This is a genomic window from Magnetospirillum fulvum MGU-K5 (assembly GCF_000442515.1).
Taxonomy (GTDB): Bacteria; Pseudomonadota; Alphaproteobacteria; order Rhodospirillales; family Magnetospirillaceae; genus Phaeospirillum; species Phaeospirillum fulvum_B.
This window is the reverse complement of the sequence record NZ_AQPH01000069.1, coordinates 1-18,021: the sequence shown is the minus strand read 5'-3', so window position 1 is coordinate 18,021 and position 18,021 is coordinate 1. Positions and strand designations below refer to the sequence as shown.

At 61.0% G+C, this 18,021-nt stretch carries 18 protein-coding genes; 11 read left to right on the top strand and 7 right to left on the bottom strand.

Annotated features, from left to right (window positions below):
- Positions 1-145: 145 nt before the first annotated feature.
- The 3 genes from K678_RS14275 to K678_RS14265 all read left to right on the top strand — a co-directional run bounded on the left by K678_RS14275 (position 146) and on the right by K678_RS14265 (position 1,846).
- A complete protein-coding gene (locus K678_RS14275) occupies positions 146-391 on the top strand; it encodes a type II toxin-antitoxin system prevent-host-death family antitoxin (protein ID WP_021133176.1) in 246 nt (81 codons plus the stop codon).
- 5 nt (positions 392-396) lie between these two features.
- Positions 397-828 carry a hypothetical protein gene (locus K678_RS14270; RefSeq protein ID WP_021133175.1) on the top strand — a complete coding sequence of 144 codons (432 nt, stop codon included), beginning with the start codon at positions 397-399 and terminating at the stop codon, positions 826-828.
- Between the two features lie 136 nt (positions 829-964).
- The gene (locus K678_RS14265; RefSeq protein WP_039853324.1) at positions 965-1,846 is read left to right on the top strand and encodes a hypothetical protein; all 882 of its coding nucleotides are present in this window, start codon (positions 965-967) and stop codon (positions 1,844-1,846) included.
- A gap of 138 nt (positions 1,847-1,984) precedes the next feature.
- Here K678_RS14265 and parE read toward each other — a convergent pair whose 3' ends face one another.
- A complete protein-coding gene (gene parE / locus K678_RS14260; protein WP_021133173.1) occupies positions 1,985-3,976 on the bottom strand; it encodes a DNA topoisomerase IV subunit B in 1,992 nt (663 codons plus the stop codon).
- 95 nt (positions 3,977-4,071) lie between these two features.
- Between parE and K678_RS14255 the strand changes: the two genes are divergently transcribed.
- The 7 genes from K678_RS14255 to K678_RS14225 all read left to right on the top strand — a co-directional run bounded on the left by K678_RS14255 (position 4,072) and on the right by K678_RS14225 (position 8,958).
- Positions 4,072-4,476, top strand: coding sequence for an acyl-CoA thioesterase (locus K678_RS14255; protein WP_021133172.1), 405 nt, complete (start codon positions 4,072-4,074; stop codon positions 4,474-4,476).
- A 346-nt stretch (positions 4,477-4,822) separates the two neighbouring features.
- Positions 4,823-4,975, top strand: a complete 153-nt coding sequence (locus K678_RS18335; protein WP_021133171.1) for a DUF3309 family protein — start codon at positions 4,823-4,825, stop codon at positions 4,973-4,975.
- Between the two features lie 40 nt (positions 4,976-5,015).
- Positions 5,016-5,921 (top strand): OmpA family protein, encoded by a 906-nt coding sequence (locus K678_RS14245; RefSeq protein ID WP_021133170.1) that lies wholly within the window; start codon positions 5,016-5,018, stop codon positions 5,919-5,921.
- A 46-nt stretch (positions 5,922-5,967) separates the two neighbouring features.
- A complete protein-coding gene (locus K678_RS14240) occupies positions 5,968-6,210 on the top strand; it encodes a YMGG-like glycine zipper-containing protein (RefSeq protein ID WP_021133169.1) in 243 nt (80 codons plus the stop codon).
- Positions 6,211-6,238: 28 nt separating this feature from the next.
- The gene (locus K678_RS17940) at positions 6,239-6,730 is read left to right on the top strand and encodes an OmpA family protein (protein WP_021133168.1); all 492 of its coding nucleotides are present in this window, start codon (positions 6,239-6,241) and stop codon (positions 6,728-6,730) included.
- Between the two features lie 39 nt (positions 6,731-6,769).
- Positions 6,770-7,957 carry a sensor domain-containing diguanylate cyclase gene (locus K678_RS17935; RefSeq protein ID WP_021133167.1) on the top strand — a complete coding sequence of 396 codons (1,188 nt, stop codon included), beginning with the start codon at positions 6,770-6,772 and terminating at the stop codon, positions 7,955-7,957.
- Between the two features lie 398 nt (positions 7,958-8,355).
- Positions 8,356-8,958 carry a hypothetical protein gene (locus K678_RS14225; protein ID WP_021133166.1) on the top strand — a complete coding sequence of 201 codons (603 nt, stop codon included), beginning with the start codon at positions 8,356-8,358 and terminating at the stop codon, positions 8,956-8,958.
- A 72-nt stretch (positions 8,959-9,030) separates the two neighbouring features.
- On the opposite strand, the gene K678_RS17930 is transcribed toward K678_RS14225, so the two are convergent.
- The 4 genes from K678_RS17930 to K678_RS14205 form a co-directional block, all read right to left on the bottom strand.
- Positions 9,031-11,685, bottom strand: a complete 2,655-nt coding sequence (locus tag K678_RS17930) for a putative Ig domain-containing protein (protein ID WP_021133165.1) — start codon at positions 11,683-11,685, stop codon at positions 9,031-9,033.
- Between the two features lie 218 nt (positions 11,686-11,903).
- Complete coding sequence (locus tag K678_RS14215) at positions 11,904-13,709, bottom strand: HlyD family type I secretion periplasmic adaptor subunit (protein WP_196802589.1); 1,806 nt, start codon at positions 13,707-13,709, stop codon at positions 11,904-11,906.
- Entirely contained in the window at positions 13,706-15,886 is a 2,181-nt protein-coding gene (locus K678_RS14210) for a peptidase domain-containing ABC transporter (RefSeq protein ID WP_021133163.1), read from the bottom strand. Before K678_RS14210 ends, K678_RS14215 begins: the two co-directional genes overlap by 4 nt.
- Positions 15,887-15,947: 61 nt before the next feature.
- A complete protein-coding gene (locus K678_RS14205) occupies positions 15,948-16,148 on the bottom strand; it encodes a hypothetical protein (RefSeq protein ID WP_021133162.1) in 201 nt (66 codons plus the stop codon).
- Between the two features lie 632 nt (positions 16,149-16,780).
- Between K678_RS14205 and K678_RS14200 the strand changes: the two genes are divergently transcribed.
- Positions 16,781-17,566, top strand: a complete 786-nt coding sequence (locus K678_RS14200) for a response regulator transcription factor (protein ID WP_021133161.1) — start codon at positions 16,781-16,783, stop codon at positions 17,564-17,566.
- A gap of 24 nt (positions 17,567-17,590) precedes the next feature.
- Here the strand turns inward: K678_RS14200 and K678_RS14195 are convergent, their stop codons facing one another.
- Together K678_RS14195 and K678_RS18330 are read right to left on the bottom strand one after the other, a co-directional pair.
- The gene (locus K678_RS14195) at positions 17,591-17,878 is read right to left on the bottom strand and encodes a FeoA family protein (RefSeq protein ID WP_021133160.1); all 288 of its coding nucleotides are present in this window, start codon (positions 17,876-17,878) and stop codon (positions 17,591-17,593) included.
- Between the two features lie 3 nt (positions 17,879-17,881).
- Positions 17,882-18,004, bottom strand: coding sequence for a hypothetical protein (locus tag K678_RS18330; RefSeq protein WP_269210527.1), 123 nt, complete (start codon positions 18,002-18,004; stop codon positions 17,882-17,884).
- Positions 18,005-18,021: the final 17 nt, after the last annotated feature.

Here is an 18,021-nt window from a genome sequence, read left to right as displayed (position 1 = left end):
ACCCTCTGGTTTGTTTATCGAGAGGGAACTCTACGCAACCAGGGCGGGCATCTCTGATTGTATCCAACTGATCGCTCTTGAACATTTTTCGTATTATACATATTATACATATTGTTTGCACTGACGTGATCGAGTGAGGTTCACCATGAATACGACCGGGCGTGTCGTAACCAGCGCCGGAGACCTCGTGCGCCAGTTCTCGCATTACAGCGATGTCGCTCTTGCTCAGCCGGTCGTCGTCACCAAAAACGGACGGCCGCGCAATGTCCTCATCTCCGTCGAAGAGTATGAGCGGCTGAAGAAACGCGATCAGCAGGCATTTCTCGCGGCGGATACCCCAGAGCATTTCCTCGCGGACATCGAAGCCCTCGCCATCCTTGAGGAAAATTGACCGGAATGACGCCCGAGCGTGGGTCGGTCATTCGGTATTCCTATCTCTGGGCGGATGAAAATGCCCGAGGGCAGGAAGAAGGCCGAAAGGATCGCCCCGCTCTTGTGCTCGCCTTATCCATCAAGGAGGCCGACGGCACGACCGAGGTTCTCGTTCTCGCCGTCACCCACTCGCCACCGGCCAATGAAGCTGACGCGGTAGCTTTCCCGCACGATATCAAACGCCAACTCGGTCTTGACGATGCCCCGTCCTGGATCGTGACGACAGAAGCCAATGCCTTCATCTGGCCAGGGCCGGATATTCGGCCCGTACCCGGCCGAGCGCCAACAACCGTGATCTATGGACGCGTGCCGAACGGTTTGCTCAAGCAGGTCGCCCGATCCTACCTCGCAAATCGCGACAAACAGCGGAACCGCCTGGTTCCGAGGACCGAGTAGTGACCATGGCGGCGTTCATGGCACGAATCTCCCCGTTTCGTCTCAAAACACAATTAAAACCATACGAAACCGTGCTACTTCTTTCTCGTTAGGCTCTAAAATATCTATAGCGTGTCTAGGGGGTTAGACTGCCTGCATGAAATACGAGAAATGCTCGAAAGATAATCCCAACAAACTTACAATCAAACAGCACGTCATTCCAGTAGAGAGCCTCAAACGTTTTGCCGGTGATGATGGATGCGTTCAGGTCCGTTGGGCGAAAGAAAACAAAATCCTGACACTGAAACCAAAAAATGAATTTTTCATCTTGAGCCGGGTCTGGGACGAACGAAGTGAGTCTGGTTGGATGAAACGGATCGAAGATCGCTTTCAAGACATGGCGGAAAATGTCTTGAGTGGTCAGATCGAGTTCATTGCAGGCGATCATGCATGGACGTTAGCCCAATATTTCTCACTGTTGTACTGGCGTTCGCGCCAAAAACGACAAATTAAAACAGAAATTCAGATCAATGATCTATCCGGCACCCATCTAACTCTGGAAGAGGAAGAACGGCTTGAAAAGAATCATTACATCTTCATGCGCCAAGATGGCCGCATATCCAGTCGCTTCCTAACCGGCCTCCATCTTCAGGTCCGGGTAGATCAGTACGCTCTCCAGATCAAAGATTGGACGTGGGGCGTCATCCAGGCACAAGCTGGTGAGTTTCTGATGCCAGATGTCCTCAGCCACAACGTTGTGCCGCTCACCCCGAAGGTGGTACTTGCCGCCAATCACCCCAATGGCACGGTAGGCAAAACTAATCTTAAAAAAATCAATACGGCCTTCCTCGTCTACAGTTGGAATTATTTTGTTGCCCGCAACATCGCAACAGCAATGGCGGGTATCTCGCACAAGGAAATTCTGAAAGCCGCCAAGGTGCGCGATATGCGAATTGCCTCTGGGGAGATTCTCCAGGGGCCGCTTCCGGCTGCAGCCGACGCCTTAAAACCTACTCATAGCGAGACGCAACATCATTGACAGGATGACCGCGCTAACCGACTTTTTTATTCAATAAAACGGGAGGTTTGGAGGCTTTGGCCTCCAAATGGGTCTGGGCGATAGCCCGGCCGCGTTAGCGGAATCCTGCCCGCACGGCGGCTGCCCGCCCCACCGACCTTAAACGTCGAGGTCGGTGGCGAAGCGGGCGTGTTCCTGGATGAAGCGGAAGCGGAGTTCGGGTTTACGGCCCATCAGGCTTTCGACCAGACGGGCGACTTCCTTGGCCTCTTCCTTTTCCTCTTCGGTGCGGGACGCGGGGATGGTGACCTGGAGCAGGATGCGTCGGGCCGGGTCCATCGTGGTTTCCTTGAGCTGGGCGGGGGGCATTTCGCCCAGGCCCTTGAACCGGCTGATTTCGATGTTTTTCTTGCCCGCGAACACGGTTTGCAGCAGCTCTTCCTTATGGGCGTCGTCGCGGGCATAGATTACGGTCTGGCCGTGGGCGAGGCGGAACAGCGGCGGCATCGCGAGGTACAGGTGCCCCTCGCGGATCAGGTTGGGCAGTTCCTGATAGAAGAACGTCATCAGCAGCGACGCGATGTGGGCGCCATCGACGTCGGCGTCGGTCATGATGATGATTTTTTCGTAGCGCAGCTTGTCGCCGTCGTAATGCTCGCGGCTGCCGCAGCCCAACGCCTCCATCAGGTCTTTCAGTTCCTGGTTCTGGCGCATCTTGTCGGACGAGGCCGAGGCGACGTTGAGGATTTTGCCGCGCAAGGGGAGGATCGCCTGGGTCTCGCGGTTGCGGCCCTGCTTGGCCGAGCCACCGGCGGAATCGCCCTCGACCAGGAACAGTTCGGTGCCGACATTAACCGAGCGCGAGCAATCGGCCAGCTTGCCGGGCAGGCGCAGCCGCTTGGTCGCGGTCTTGCGGCTCATCTCCTTGGCCTGACGGCGGCGGAGGCGCTCCTCGGCGCGGTCGATCAGGCGGGTCAGCAGCGCGGCGGCCGACGCCTTGTCGGCTGACAGCCAATGGTCGAGCCGGTCCTTGACCGCGTTCTCGACCAGACGCGAGGCTTCGGGGCTGACCAGCTTTTCCTTGGTCTGGCCCTGGAATTGGGGATCGCGCAGGAACAGGCTGACCATCACGCAGGCCCCGGCCATCACGTCTTCGGCGGTGATCTGGGCTGCTTTCTTGTTGCCGACCAGATCGCCATGGGCGCGCAAGGCCCGGGTCAGCGCGGTGCGGAACCCGGCTTCGTGGGTGCCGCCGTCGGGGGTCGGCACGGTGTTACAGTAGGTGTTGACGAAGCCGTCTTCGTCATCCTCGGGCCAGGCGACCGCCCATTCGACCTGTCCCATATCGTCGGCGAGCGGAGCGACGCCGTCGAACAGGTCGCGGGTGACCAGCGGGCGTTCTTTCAGCACGGCGCGCAGGAAGTCGGACAGACCGCCGGGGAAGTGCAGCACGTCCTTGGCCGGGATCTCGTCGCCCTCGGCGATCAGCAGCGGGTCGCACTTCCAGTGGATTTCGACGCCGCGGAACAGATAGGCCTTGGCGCGGGCCAGCCGGTACATCGGCCCGGCGCGCAGATGGGCGCGTTCGCCGAAAATCTGCGGATCGGGGTGAAACATCACGGCGGTTCCGCGCCGGTTCTGCACCGGGCCGACCTTTTGCAGCGGCCCGAGCGGCAGCCCGCGCGAGAAGCTCTGGCTGTAGAGGGTGCGGTCGCGGGCCACCTCGACCACCAGCTTGTCGGATAAGGCATTAACGACCGAGACGCCGACGCCGTGCAAACCGCCCGACACTTTATAAGCGTCGCCGCCGAACTTGCCGCCCGAATGCAGCGTGGTCAGGATCACTTCCAGCGCGCTTTTGTCGGGGAATTTCGGGTGGGGGTCGATCGGGATGCCGCGTCCGTTATCGCGGATCGTCGCGGTGCCATCGACCGACAATTCCAGCTCGATCCAACTGGCGTGACCGGCCACCGCCTCGTCCATCGCGTTATCGAGCACTTCGGCGACAAGGTGGTGAAGCGCACGATCATCGGTGCCGCCGATATACATGCCGGGGCGGCGGCGAACGGGCTCAAGTCCTTCAAGAACTTCGATGTCCTTGGCGGAATAGTCGGTGCTTTTGGGAGCAAGCTGCTGGAACAGGTCTGACATGGCGGGCATTATAGGGGGGTGGACGGTGGGCGCAAGCCCATGCTGTGCCGCACCACACTCTCAATACAAGATATAGATAGGAGGAGGCAAAGCCAATGAGCGATAGCGCTGCACCGGAAGAGACACCGAATGGGCGGCTGTCGATTCGGACCATTGCGATGCCGGCCGATACCAACATGTTCGGCCACATCTTCGGTGGTTGGCTGCTCAGTCAGATGGATCTGGCCGGGGGCACTCATGCCTATCGCCGCACCGGGGGGCGCTGTGCCACCGTTGCGATAGAGGGAATGGAGTTCCACCAGCCGGTTTTTGTCGGCGACGAATTGAGCTGCTACACCGATATCAAGCGGATCGGCCACACCTCTATCGCGATCCGGGTCGAAAGCTGGGTCCGCCGTCATGGCGGCAATGACAAACAGGTCAAGGTCACCAGCGCGATGTTCACCTATGTCGCGGTTGACGATCTGGGACAAAAACGGATGATTCCGCAGGAGGAGTAGAGTCCCGAGATAACGGACGTTTCGGACTCCGCCTGCCCCCTGACCGCACCGCGCCTGCGGTCGGGGATCTCTCCCCGCCCAAAGAAGAAACACCGACTTCGCCGGGGCAGATCGCGCACAATTGCGTAATTATTCGAAATAATTCACCCATATTAATTTGGGTGTTTTCCGATCCTGCGCACATCCAGAAATTGTTGATAATTTAGATAGTCATTCATGACGGCGCCCCCCTTATGCGCCATTGAATTGACTTCGATTCATTTCCGATGGCCGGGCATATACGGATCTCCACTGGGAATCCGCTTACCGCACGCCCCCGCCATTCGTTACCGAAGGAGTGCGCGCCGTGTCTACACTTCTCCTGATCATTCTGGTGCTGTTCCTGGTCGGCGCGTTGCCGAGATGGCCGCATAGCGCGAACTGGGGCTATTACCCCAGCGGTGGCATCGGAATCATTCTGATCATTGTCGTCATCCTGTTGCTGACGGGGCGGCTCTAACCCCCCTACCGGCGCAACGATCGGGACAGGATGACGACAGATGAAACGCGCATTGCACCTGATAGCCCCCCTGCTGATCTGCGGTCTGAGTGCCTGCACCGGCACGCCGATGAACGGAGAGATTCCGGGAAGCACGTACCAGTTGGAGCGCCTGAACCTGACCGCCCCGACCGGGTCGCCGTTTACCCAGGCCTTGACCACCGATTACCGGACCCTGGCCTTGTACGAATGGGGCGAATACGACTGGTTAGCCCAGCAGATTTTCGCGAAAAAAGGGCTATCAGCCGCCGCTGGAACTCCGGTTCCTCCCGAACGGCTGGAGGATTGGAGCATTGCCGATCCCGCCGCCGCCGCCGATTTGCGGGTGGCGCGAGGCCATCTGGTTGCGCTGCTGGCGAGCGATGCACCACGGGCGTTTCCGCAATGGAGTTCAACCGCCCAGACTCAGTTCGATTGCTGGCTGCACGAGCAGCATGAAGGCTGGGAAATCGAGCGCATTCGGGAATGCCGCGATGGGTTCAGAGCGACGATCACCCGGATCGCCTCGGCCCAAAGCAAACGCGGCCAGCCGGTCGCCGACGAATCCAAAGCCCAACCGCAGCAAGCGGCCCCCTCCTCCTTCATCGTGTTCTTCGATTTCGACCAATCCAGCCTGATGGAAGACTCGCGCCGGATCATCGCGACCGCCAGCCGGGCCATTGCCGCAACCAAGGGCGCCAAGGTCAAGGTCGTCGGCTACACCGATAGCGCGGGAAGTGAGTCCTATAATCTGGCCCTCTCGTTACGGCGCAGCAAGGCAGTCGAACAGGAACTGGTCGCCGACGGCATCCCGCTCGATGCAATCCGGGTCGAAGGCCTGGGCGAAAGCGATCCGCTGCTCGCCACCCCCGACGGGGTGCGCGAACCGCAAAACCGGCGCGCGACCATTCACCTCATCAAGCCGTAACGACCACGCCACCGCCCCCGGCGACGGCACGAAAGGAACACCCCCCATGAAGCGGTCTTTTTTCGTTCTTGCGGTCGTCCTGACCGCCTCGACCTTGTCGGCCTGCGGATCGAGCACCGGAGACCGCGCCATCAGTGGTGGCGGGATCGGGGCCGGTGTCGGTGCGCTGGGCGGGTTTCTCGTCGGCGCCCCGCTCGAAGGCGCGCTGATCGGCGGAGCCGTCGGCGCGGGTGCCGGTGCTCTGACCAACAAGAATCAGGTCAATCTCGGCCGCCCGGTGTGGCGTTAGTCGAACAGTCGCAGCAAAGGACATCGCCATGTATCCGTCCAACAGATCGGGACCGTTCGCCGTGGCGCTGGTCGCCCTGGTGGCTCTGGCCACCGCGCCTGGCTGCGCCGGACCGGAAGACCGCTCCGACAGTCACCGTAACGCCGGATCGAGCGCCACGCCGGAACTGGCCGGAGCCTGGTACCAGATCTATTTCGACAGCAATAAAACCGAGATTGATGAGCGCGGACGGATGATCGTCCAGAACGTCGCCTATGTCGTTGCTCACGACAGTACGACCCGGGTAACGGTGATTGGCAAGACCGACCGGATCGGCAGCGCCTCGGCCAATCTGACCCTGTCGGAGAAACGCGCCGCCCAAGTCCGCGATTCCCTGATCGCCGCCGGTATCCCGGCGGGACGGATCGACACCAGTTGGACGGGAGAGAAGGGACAGGCCGTCGAAGCCGCCGACAGTGTCGCCGAACATCACGACCGGGTCGTCGACATTACGGTCGTGAAGCGACCCAACCGCCAATAGACGGATTACGCAACGCGTTACCAACCGTCGAGGACACTCTTGCCCCGCCGCCTGACCGATCCGCCCGACAGAAAGACCCTCCATCGTCTGGCGGAACGGACGCTGAAGCGTCAACCCGTTGCCGACAGCATTGCTTCGGACGATCCCCAGCACCTGATCCACGAGCTTCGGGTCCATCAGGTCGAACTGGAAATGCAAAACGAAGCGCTGATCGAGTTGCGTACCGTGACCGAGGAGGCCCTGGCCCGCTATACCGCGCTCTATGATTTCGCTCCGGTCGGCTATGTGACACTGAACCGGGCCGGAGTGATCGAGCGGGCCAATCGGCTTGCCTTGTCCTTGCTGGGGATGCCGCCGAACCAGATCGGGCAAAACCGGCTGCGGGACTTCATCGCTGATCCGTTTCATGACGATCTGGCCCGCTTTCTGTTGTCGCTGCCCGACAAACGAGGGATCGAGCGGTGCGAGGTCACCTTGACACCGGCGACGGCACAGCCGGGGGCTAGCGTCATTCTCGAAGGCAACGGCGGCGAGCCCGGCTATGGCGACAATGTGGCCTTGATCGACATCACGGCGCGGCGAGCGTCGGAACAGCTTCTGGCCGAGCGCAGTCAAGAACTCCAACGGATGAATCAGGCCCTCTCGATCTCCCTCGCCGAGCTGATCGAGGCCCGTAAATCGATGGAAATCATGGCGATGCACGACCAGCTGACCGGGCTGGCCAATCGCCACAAATTTCTTCAGACCTACGCCATCGAAGTCGAACGCCACAACCGGACCATGCATCCGCTGTCGTTGCTGGTCATCGACGTCGATTACTTCAAAACCGTCAATGACCGGCTGGGCCATCTGGCCGGAGATGCGTGCCTGCGCGCCCTGGCTACCCTGATGGAGCGCAATGTGCGCGCCGCCGACCTGATCGGGCGGTTCGGTGGCGAGGAATTCGTGATCCTGCTCCCGGATTCCGATGCCGACGGGGCCGTCGCAGCGGCGGAAAACCTGCGCGACGAGATCACCAGAACCAAGCTTGATGTCGGACCAGAGGGACTCTTGCTGACCGTCAGCATCGGAACGGCAACCCTGGAGGCGGGACAGCCGATCGATTTCGATCGCCTGATGCGGCGAGCCGACCGCGCTCTGTACCGCGCCAAATCCGCCGGTCGGAACCGGGTCGCGATGTCATCCGACGCCGATGATACTGACGACCCGCTGCAACCCGCGCCTTGATCTACAATAAAATACCGACTCTACGTACAGTTCCGGTAGGTAGATTCCGAGTCTGACGCCAGTCATGCCCGCGATGTAGCTTACGTCTGAAATAAAAAAGAACAGGAATGAACATATATGATGCGCTCTATCCTGCAATAGATAAATTTCTACGCTTTGATGCGATGGAAATAGTCTATCCAATCAAGAAAAAACAAAAAGTAGACGAAGATAGACTCCACCCATCAACGAGGAATTCATCGTCGTCCGCCCCTTACCCGAGCTATCGCGGCTTTCAACTCGGGCTGGGTCTGAACTGCGATGACAGGGAGAGAGACACCATACAAACCATCGCCGCCCCATACCCCTGGGGAGCGGAAGGCGGGCCGGTTCAACAGGGGCGCAACCAGGAGAATGACATGAAGCGTCTTCTATCCACTGCCTTGGGAGCCCTGGCACTCGTCGGGGTCGCATTCGCCTCACCCGCGGCGTATGCCAGCCAGACTCCGCTCGTTACCTTGGGCGAGCTGAGCGCGTCCAATCCCACCGCTGGCTTCTTTGCCAAGCTCGACACGTCGAACCAGAGCAATGCGTGGACCTTCACGATTGCGACGCCGGATTCGTCGTTGGTCGCCACGGGCTTCGAACTGATCACCTCGGTGCCGGCGTCCTATGGCGTTCCGTCACTGAGTGCCCTGACGACCTCGCTCTATCACGCTGCGAACGGTCATGCGTGGGGTGCCCCGATTGCCACCACCAGCATCCTCAGCACCCTGCTTCCCAGCGGCTATGTCGGCCAGACCCTGACCTTCGGCAATCTTCTGGCCGGGCACTATATCCTGGAAACCATTGCCACCGGACTTTCCGGCCAATCGTTTTCCGGCACGATCTCGACCACGCTGGTTCCCGGTCTGATCACGCCGATTCCGGCCGCTCTGCCGCTGTTTGGCAGTGCCCTTCTCGGGCTGGCCGGGTTGAACTGGCGCCGCGCTCGCAAGGAAGGCAACGCGGCGATGGCCTGAGGGCCTTCGATCAAAAACCCCGCCGGAACGATGTTCGTCCGGCGGGGCCATTTGGAAAAGAGACCCGATCCGCTATCGGGCGATGGCAAGCAGGGACGAGGCAGACGACGATTGCGATCCGGTGAGCGTGGCCGTCGACATCAGCGTCAGACCTCCACTGTTCTTAAAGCTGATATCGAAGCTGTCGTTCGCGGCCTTTCCCGATGTGTCGGTGGCGACGACCTTCAGATGGAGCGTCCCATTCTCGTTCGCCGCGGCGATCCCGCTGAACGTCCGCGTCGTCGGATCGAACCGCAGCCATGACGTCGCGTCGATATCACCCGCACTCTTGATCTGGTAGGCGGCGTAGGTCATCGGCAGGGAATCGGTGAACGCTCCGGCGGCCAGACCAAAGGTCACCGCGCTTCCCACCACCTGGGTCTGGCTGGCGGTCCGGCTGGCCACCACCGGCCCTGCCGCCGCCGTGACGAGGGAAAACGTCTCGGACCCGGACAGCCCGAGAAGATCGGTCGCGGTCACCTTGACCGAAACGTCGGCGGACCCGGTCGGAGCCAGCCCGCTGAACGTCTTGGTCGCGGCGGTAAAGGTCAGCCAGGACGGCAAGGCCTGACCGTTCGCCTGGGTGGCGGTGTAGGTCATCGCCGACCCTTGGGGATCGGTAAACGTATTCGCGGCAAGGCTGAAGCTGGAAGCAACACCTTCGGTCCAGGAGCGACTGGCGGTCTGGCTGCTGACAATCGGAGCTACCGGCGGCGGCGTCGTCACCGAGAAGGTTTCCGAGGCGGTCAGCCCGGTCGCATCCTTAGCCGTTACCTTGATGCTGAGCCCGGCGGTTCCCATCGCGACCCTGCCGATAAAACTGTTGTTGAAGGTGCTGAAATACAGCCAGGACGGCAGAGCCGATCCGTCGGCCAGGGTGGCCTTGTAGGTCATCGCCGCCCCTTGCGGATCGGTGAAGGTATTCGCCGCCATGGTAAAGACGACCGAGCCGCCCTGATTCCAGACCTGATTGGCGGTCTGGGCACTGACCACCGGGGCGCCGGACGCAGGCGGCACCACGACCGGGGGAACGGTGACGCCTTTTGCCACCGCGAACCGAATGGTTTCCGACGCCGACAGCCCCAGCGTATCGGTGGCGGTGACGATCGAGCTGAACGCCGCCGCGCCGGTGGGAACGATGCCGGAGAACTTGCCGGTCTTGGCGTCAAAGCTTAACCACGACGGCAGGGCCTGACCGTTGGCCTGGGTCGCGGAATAGCTCAGAACCCGCCCGCTGGGGTCGGAAAATGTGTTGGTCGGCAGGGTAAAGCTGACCGTCTGACCTTCGGTCCAGGACTGAGACGCGGTCTGGCTGACCAGCTTCGGCGCCAGCGCGGCAACGCTGTCGATCGCGAGGTAATCGCCGGTTCCCGCCAATTGCGACAAATTGACCTCGAACGTCGTCCGGTAAGTCTGACCGGTCTTGGTCCCCCAGGGATTAAGGATGGTGACTTTCCCGGTCGTGGCGTCAAAGCCGGTAACCGACATCGCATGCCCGGCCACCAGGCATTGATAGCCCGCGCTGTCGTAGGAATTGGTCCAGGAGCACAGCGAGATATCGTTCTTGGCGGCCAAGGCGTTAACCAGCGCATTGATCGTCTCGGCATTGTTGGCAACGACATAATGGCTGATCTTGCTGCCGGTCACCGCCTGAAGCACGCTGTCCGGGGTGCCGCCACTGCCGATCGTCGAGAACGAATTGCCGAAATTGGCGTAGTAATTCCCGGTATAAACGCCCTGTGTATTGATCTGAACGTAGGCTTTTTCGATCAGATTGACCCAGATATTGCCGACATTGTTATAGGCGTCGTTAAAGGAGTAATGCGCCCCCGTCATCGGCAGAACGGCGTTGACGGTGACCCAATCTTCCTTGCCGCCGGTAAAGAAGCGGACGCCATAGGTGTTGTTGCCGTTATCGACGAACATCGACGAGATCAGGCCGGGATTGCTGCGGGCAATCGATGCCAGCGGAGCCAGCAGATAGCAATCGTTCAGATAGCCCTGATTGATGTCGCTGGCGACCGGGCCGCCGACGCCAAACAAAGGCGCGGTGCTGGCCTTATAGGTCACCTTGATCGTGCTTCCGTTCATCGTCACCGTGGTGCTGGGCAGATCGTTGCCGAGGAACCACTTCCCGATCAACTGGTTGAGTTGGGTTACCGTGCTGCCGACCCTCAGATTGCCCAGCGCGGTGGCGGTCCCGCCGCCGGTATAATAGGCGTTGGCGGCGTCGCCATTGACGAAGCGGTTCAAGATGTCATCGACATAGGACGACATCGTCACGCCGTTATTCCAATTGGCGGCGATCGCCTTCAGATCGGAAAACTGATTGGCCGACAAGCCGCCGACGGTGGAGAGGCTGGAACTCAGATCGGTCACCACCGTCAGCATCTCGCCATAGGTGACGACCCCATCGGCGACGACCGAAATCATGTCCGCCTTCAGCCCGGCATCGGTCAGGGACCCGACCCAGGTCGGGGTCGAAACGCCCGCTGTGACACTCGCCTTAACCGTCGTGGTTATGGTCGAGATTACGGTCGCCGTCGTCACCACCGTCGCGCCCGAACCGGTGGAAGCGGCCCCGAAAATGCCCGCGCTGGGCGCGTCTTCATCCTCGGCTCCGAACAATCTCACCACGGAGCGATCAGCGGCGCGAATCGGCGTTAGCTTGCGTTGGGATGAAGACATGACACACTCCTAAATCAATCAGAACTTAGACAACAACACACTCCGTTATTCATACTAATAAATCATTTACAGAACGATCGTATGTGACGCAAATCACCGGATACGGTCAAATATTTTATTTTTATACGGAGAAAACTATATCGTTACTTTATTTGATAAAATTGATTCAATTCCAGAGTGACAATGATACTGAATCTCGCCGCACCGAAGGCCGCCGTTCACGGCTCGCGCAGCCCGACATCCAGCGTTTGAATAATCGGATAGAGGACGTAGCTGATCAGACGACGGGTCCCGACCTTGATCTCGCAAGACGCCGCCATCCCCGGCAGCAAGATGAAATCGTCGGGAACGCCGCGCAGAGCGCTGCGGAGAATGACGATCCTGGCCTTGTAGACGCTGGTACGCCGCCCGGCCTCCTCCTGATCGAGAACGTCGCCGTTGATCGAAAGAATCTGCCCATCCAGCGTGCCGTATTTCTGATAGGGAAAGGCTTCCAGCTTGATCCGGGCCAGATCGCCCACCCGAAGATGACTGATATCCTTCGGGTCGATCACCGACTCGATCTCAACCGGCACATCGCGGGCGACAAGGGTCAGCAGCGGTTCGCCCTCCCGCACCACCGACCCGACCGAACGGGCGGCGATCTCCAGCACCATCGCCCGCGACGGCGAGCGCAGATCGATCAGCGCGCTTAACCGCTCCTGCTTTTTGATCTGCTCGAATGCCTTGGCATAGTCGCGGCGGGCCGATTGAAGTTCCTGGGCTGCTTTCGAGGTCATCTCGCCCAGACTGGCCTCGCGTTTGGCCCGGATTGTTTCGATCTTCTTCTCCGCCTCGGCGATCTCGCCGCCGATCCGGCCCAGTTCGCGCCGCTCGGTGGCAAGCTGACGCTGGGCGTCGAGCAGATTGACCAGACTGCCATTGCCGCTGCTGTACAAATCCTTGCGAATCCCCTCCAGCCGCTGCACCACCATCAGTTGGGCGAGGACATTGACCCGGTCGGCACGCAGCGACGTGGTATGGGTCTCGATCTCGCGAATCTCGGCTTCGGACGAGCGGATCAGAGTGGACCGGGCGTTGCTGTAACGCTTGAACAATTCGGCCTGGGTCGCCTGCTCGGCGGGATCGTCGGAAAAGTGGCCCGCCGGGGCCGCCTCGACCGAGGTCAGCGCCAGTTCAGCCTCCAGCCGGTTGATCTCCGCCTCGGCGCTCCGCATCTGGGTCCGCACGCTGCGTTCGTCGGCGGTGGTGAAGGTGGGGTCGAGCGCGATCAGAATCTGGTCCTTCTCGACGATCTGACCGACACGGACGTTGATAGCGCGGACTGTTGCCGTCGCCATCGGCTGCACCACGATCTTGGCCTCGGTGGTGACGATCTTGCCGGTGGCAATGACGATCCGGTCGATCTGGGCCAGCGACGCCCACACCGTGCCGCACACCAGCAAAGCGAGGATCGTGTACAGGATCGCCTTGGCCGCACCGGGCAGCGGCCGGTCTTCGATCTCGACCGCATCGGGCTGGAACTCGATACGTACCCGGTCGAGCGCCAATTCCCCCGGCCATGCCAGACGGCGCAGCCGCCGCCACCAGCGTTGACGACGGTCGGGCGGAAACCGGATCTGGTCCGGCGCACCGATCAGGCCGTTGGCATGGCGCAGCCGCCGCGAGATCGTCCGGACCAGACCGAGGGCGAAATCCGGCCGCTGCCGCACCAGCGACAAAAGCTGTTCCTGGTCGAACGCCTGCACCACCGTTGCCCCACGGGCGATCGCGGTGGCGCTGCGCACCGCGCCATCGAGCAGGCCCATCTCGCCGAACAACTCGCCCGGCCCCAACATGGCCAGCCGCATATCGCCCTCGGGATAGGACTTGCTGAGTTCGACCTGCCCCGACACCACCCGATAGGCAAAGTCGCTGCCCTGCCCTTCGGTAAAGATCCGCTCGCCATCGCCGAACATCCGCTCGGTCCCGACAATCCCGTCAGGACCGACACCGTCCGCTGACCCGGCGGGGCTCTCGCTCACCCCCGTGTCCCGCTGAGATGGGCCGCGCTCTGCTGCTGCCATAACTGGCCATAGAGCGGGCAGGTCTCCAGCAGCCGGGCGTGCGGGGCGGCGGCAACGATCCGCCCTCGGTCGAACACCACGATGAAATCGGCATTGACCAGGGTGGAGAGGCGGTGCGACACCGCGATGACGGTACGGCCATGGGCCATATGAGCCATGTTGGCCTGAACGATCGCCTCGCTTTCGGGGTCAAGCGCCGAGGTCGCCTCGTCCAGGATCAGGATCGGCGGCTGGGCCAGCAGGGCACGGGCAATCGCCAAGCGCTGCTTCTGCCCGCCCGACAGGTTCGAGGCATTCTCCTCCAACAGGGTGTCGTAGCCCTGGGGCAGCCGCTGGATGAATTCGTCGGCCCCGGCCATCTGGGCGGCGAGAATCACCTCGCTGAACGAGGCCCCGACCTGGGTTGCCATGATCGCGTCGCGCACGGTGCCGCGAAAGATGAAATTCTCCTGCAACACCACGCCGAGAGAGCGGCGCAGATGGGCCAGATCGATCTCGCGGATATCGATGCGGTCAAAGCGGACGAACCCGGCGCTGGGCAGATACATCCCCTGAAGCAGACGCAGAAACGTCGTCTTCCCCGAACCCGAGCGCCCGACCACCCCGACCAGCGCCCCGGCGGGGATGTCCAATCCAATCCGGTCCAGTGCGGGCGACGGTGCCCCCGGATAGGTAAAGGACAAGCCTTCCAGGGTGATTCCGCCGCGCAGCGCCGGACGCAGCCCGTTCCGGGTTCCCCCCGCCTCGGCACGGCGGCTCATGATCTCGCCCAACATCCGGATCGACAATCCGGTTTGCTGGAACTCGTTGACCAGAGAGACCAATTGCACCAGCGGAGCGGAAACGCGCCCCGACAGCATCTGGATCGCCACCAATTCCCCCACCGTCAGCGAGCCGCCAAACACCATCACCGCGCCGATCCAGACGATGGCGATGGTGAGAATCTTTTCCAGCAGACCGATCACCGCCTGAGCCGACAGGGAAACCCGGCCGACCCGCATCTGCATCGTGATGGCCAGGGCCGAACTGTCGGCCCAGCGGCGGCCCAGCACCGGCTCCAGCGCCAGCGCCTTGACCGTCGCCATGCCGTGGATCGATTCGACCAGCAGGGCCTGACGCTGCCCCTCGGCACGGTAGAGCGAGGTCAGTTCACGGCGGAAATACGGCATCACCACCAGCACGGTCAGCGCGACCAGCAGCGAGAAGGCCAGGACCACCCCGGCCATCGTCAGGCTGTAGAGCATCAAGATCGGCAGAAAGACCAGCAACGCCCACGAATCGAGCACGGTGGTGAACAGTTTTCCGGTCAGAAAGTCGCGTACCTTCTCGATCTGCTGCATGTATTGGACGGTGACCCCGGCCGAACTGGCCTCGAAAAAGCCCAGCGGCAGATGCAGCAGGTGATTGAAGATTCGGGTCGAAAGGCGGATGTCGATCTTGTTGGTGGTGTGCAGCAGCAGGTAATTGCGCAAAAAGCCGATCACCGATTCGAACACCACCGCGATCAGGACGCCGATGCCCAGGATCGTCAGGGTCTCATAGCTGTTGTGGACCAGCACCTTGTCGATCACCACCTGGAAAAACAGCGGGGTGACCAGGGCGATTCCATGCAGCAGCAAGCCGGCAATCGCGACATGGGCAAAGGCGGCGCGGTGCCGCAGCACTTCGGGCACGAACCAGCGCAAGCCGAACGGCTGGGCCTCGTCGGCCAGGGCGAATACCTTCTTCACGAAGATCACGTCGCCGCGCCACAGGTCAAGCAGCCGGTCGCGCGACAGCGGGATAAAGGTCGGGCTCTCGGCCAGCGGATCGACGATGATGACCTCGCCGCCATCCTCCATCTTCGGATCGGGGCGAAAGCCAGACAGGATGATCGAATTGCCGTTCGACAGCCGCGCAATCAGCGGAAACGACCCGTCAAGCTTGGCGAGATCATCCCAGCGGATCGTCAGGGCCTTCGCTTTCAGGCCGCTTTCTCCGGCGATCCGCAACACCAACGCGGTGCTGACCTCGTCCCCGGCCCGGATTGCGTAATCGTGAGCGATCCGCTCGAGCCCCAGATCGACGCCATGATGACGCGCCACCAATTCCAGCGACAGCAAGGCGGTATCCTGGCGTTTTTCAAGCCGCTCCACCGCCGCGTTGCCTCCTTGGGGTCATGCTAAACACGACGGGTACGTTTCCGCGCGGCCGGGATCAGCCGAAATTCGGTGAAACCGGGGACGGCGGATCGACCGGATCGGATGATGGGGCTGTGTCCGTGGGAGGCATCAAAATCCCCCGGCTGACCAGTTCCTGAATGAATTTTTCCTGGGTCAGCGCGCCCCTCATGAACCCGCCCAGCGGCATGTACAGGGCATAGCGAACCTTGACCCCCGCGTCCTGACTGTCGGTCACCGTCCCCCCCCGGTCGTTTCGACCGATGGAGACAGCGTAACAAGTTCGATCCGGATCATTCCGTCAATAAAGTCGATCCGACTGATGGTGTTGGCAAAAATATCCTTCATGACGAAAAGCCTCTCTGTCGGAGCCCCACTCTCTGAAAGGTCGGACCTTGCGGCCGACACCTAAAGAAAAACGGGGAAGACACAGATCGGATACCCAGAAACAATCACGAATGGATCGAACCTTCATCTGGATAAACATAAACATCCGACCCGAACGGAATAATGATCCAATCATATTATCCTCACATACAAGGATGACTGGAGGATCGGAATCTACGCATTCAATCCAGGGGTCATTTGCCCGGGCACGAGGATAAGTACACGGGTGGGTAGAATCCGAAGCTCTCGGAATCGACGCAAAACGTTGTAGGATTAAATCGTTGAATTACATCAGCAACCACAATCCTGGTCGGCATAGACAAAACGTTTGTTATCGCCCAGATCGCGTTCCCTATCTTGTCCTCGGACACGACGCGGGAAAGCGGGGGAAAACAGTGGGGTGCCTGCCTCGCCTTGCGTTGTCTGGCACCTTTGTTTTGTCAGCCCGAACCGATGACGATTGGCGGGAGGGATCTTCGAACAATGAAAAATATCGTTATCGTCGGACACGATACGGAATATTGCGGCGATGTCGGCCGCTACCTGTCCCTGTTCGGGATGTCGGTTCGCCGGGTCATTCCCGGTACCGAGATCGAGGAATTCATCTCGCCGCGCTTTTCCGGAATCGTTGTGTTGAACAATGACGGTCCGGGCGACGATGCCTATTCCCTTGTCGCGCAATTGCGGCGGAACCGGATGGTCCGGATCGTAATGCTCTCGGCGCAGGACAACCTCGACGACAAGGTCCTGGCCCTCAGCGTCGGAGCCGACGCCTTTCTGGTCACCCCGGTGTCGATGCGCGAACTCGAAGCGGTGATCCGCAGCCTGCTCAGCCGGCTGGACGACGACCCGGCTGGCACCTCGCGGCAAACCACGCGTCCGCCTGACGGGCCGTGGGTGTTCGATGCTCTCAACTGGCTGCTGATCGCGCCTAACGGCCTGCCCGCCTCGCTGACCAATGCCGAATATCAGGTCTTGCGCAGCCTGACCGAAAAAGCGGGCCAGACGGTGATGCGCGAACGGATTGCCGCCGCGTTGGGCAAGGAAGTCGGCGGATATGATGACCGCAGCATCGACGCAGTGATGACGCGTCTGCGCCGCAAGGTCAATTCGATCACCGGGGAAAGTCTGCCGGTTCGCTCGGTCCGCTCGGCGGGATATGTCTTTGCCGCGACGGTCGACATCCACCCGACCGCGGATCAGACCGAGATGGCACCGCCACGAATGATGGCCCATCGCAGCGGATCGTCGGTCGACGCCTTGAATTGAGCGCCCAGGCCACCGGGAGCGGGATTACCCCGCGACCAGTCTGACCCAGATATCGGCGGCGACGTTGCTGCCGATCGCCAGCCGCCGCTCGTCAAGCCCGACCAGGGTGGCCCCACCGGGCAGCAGACTCAGAACGGCGCACAGGCGCCCGGGCGTCAATCCGGCGGCGGCCAGTTCCTCGATCTCCTTGCCGCCGCTGCGCAGCGCGACGATCCGCAACATATCCCCGACCTGAGCCCGGGCCAAAGGCATGGCGCGAACGGTCTGGTTGGTCCGGCGCGATGGCGTCAGGTCGGGTGGCAGATGGGTCATGACTTAATCCAAACCGTTGATCCGAAAACCATGTTTTCCCGCCCGCTTTACCGCATACATCGCGGTATCGGCCTCCTTTAATAAAGCGGCCGCCGAGGCCCCCTCGCCGCCCAGGGCGATTCCGATGCTGGCCGAGACCTTCA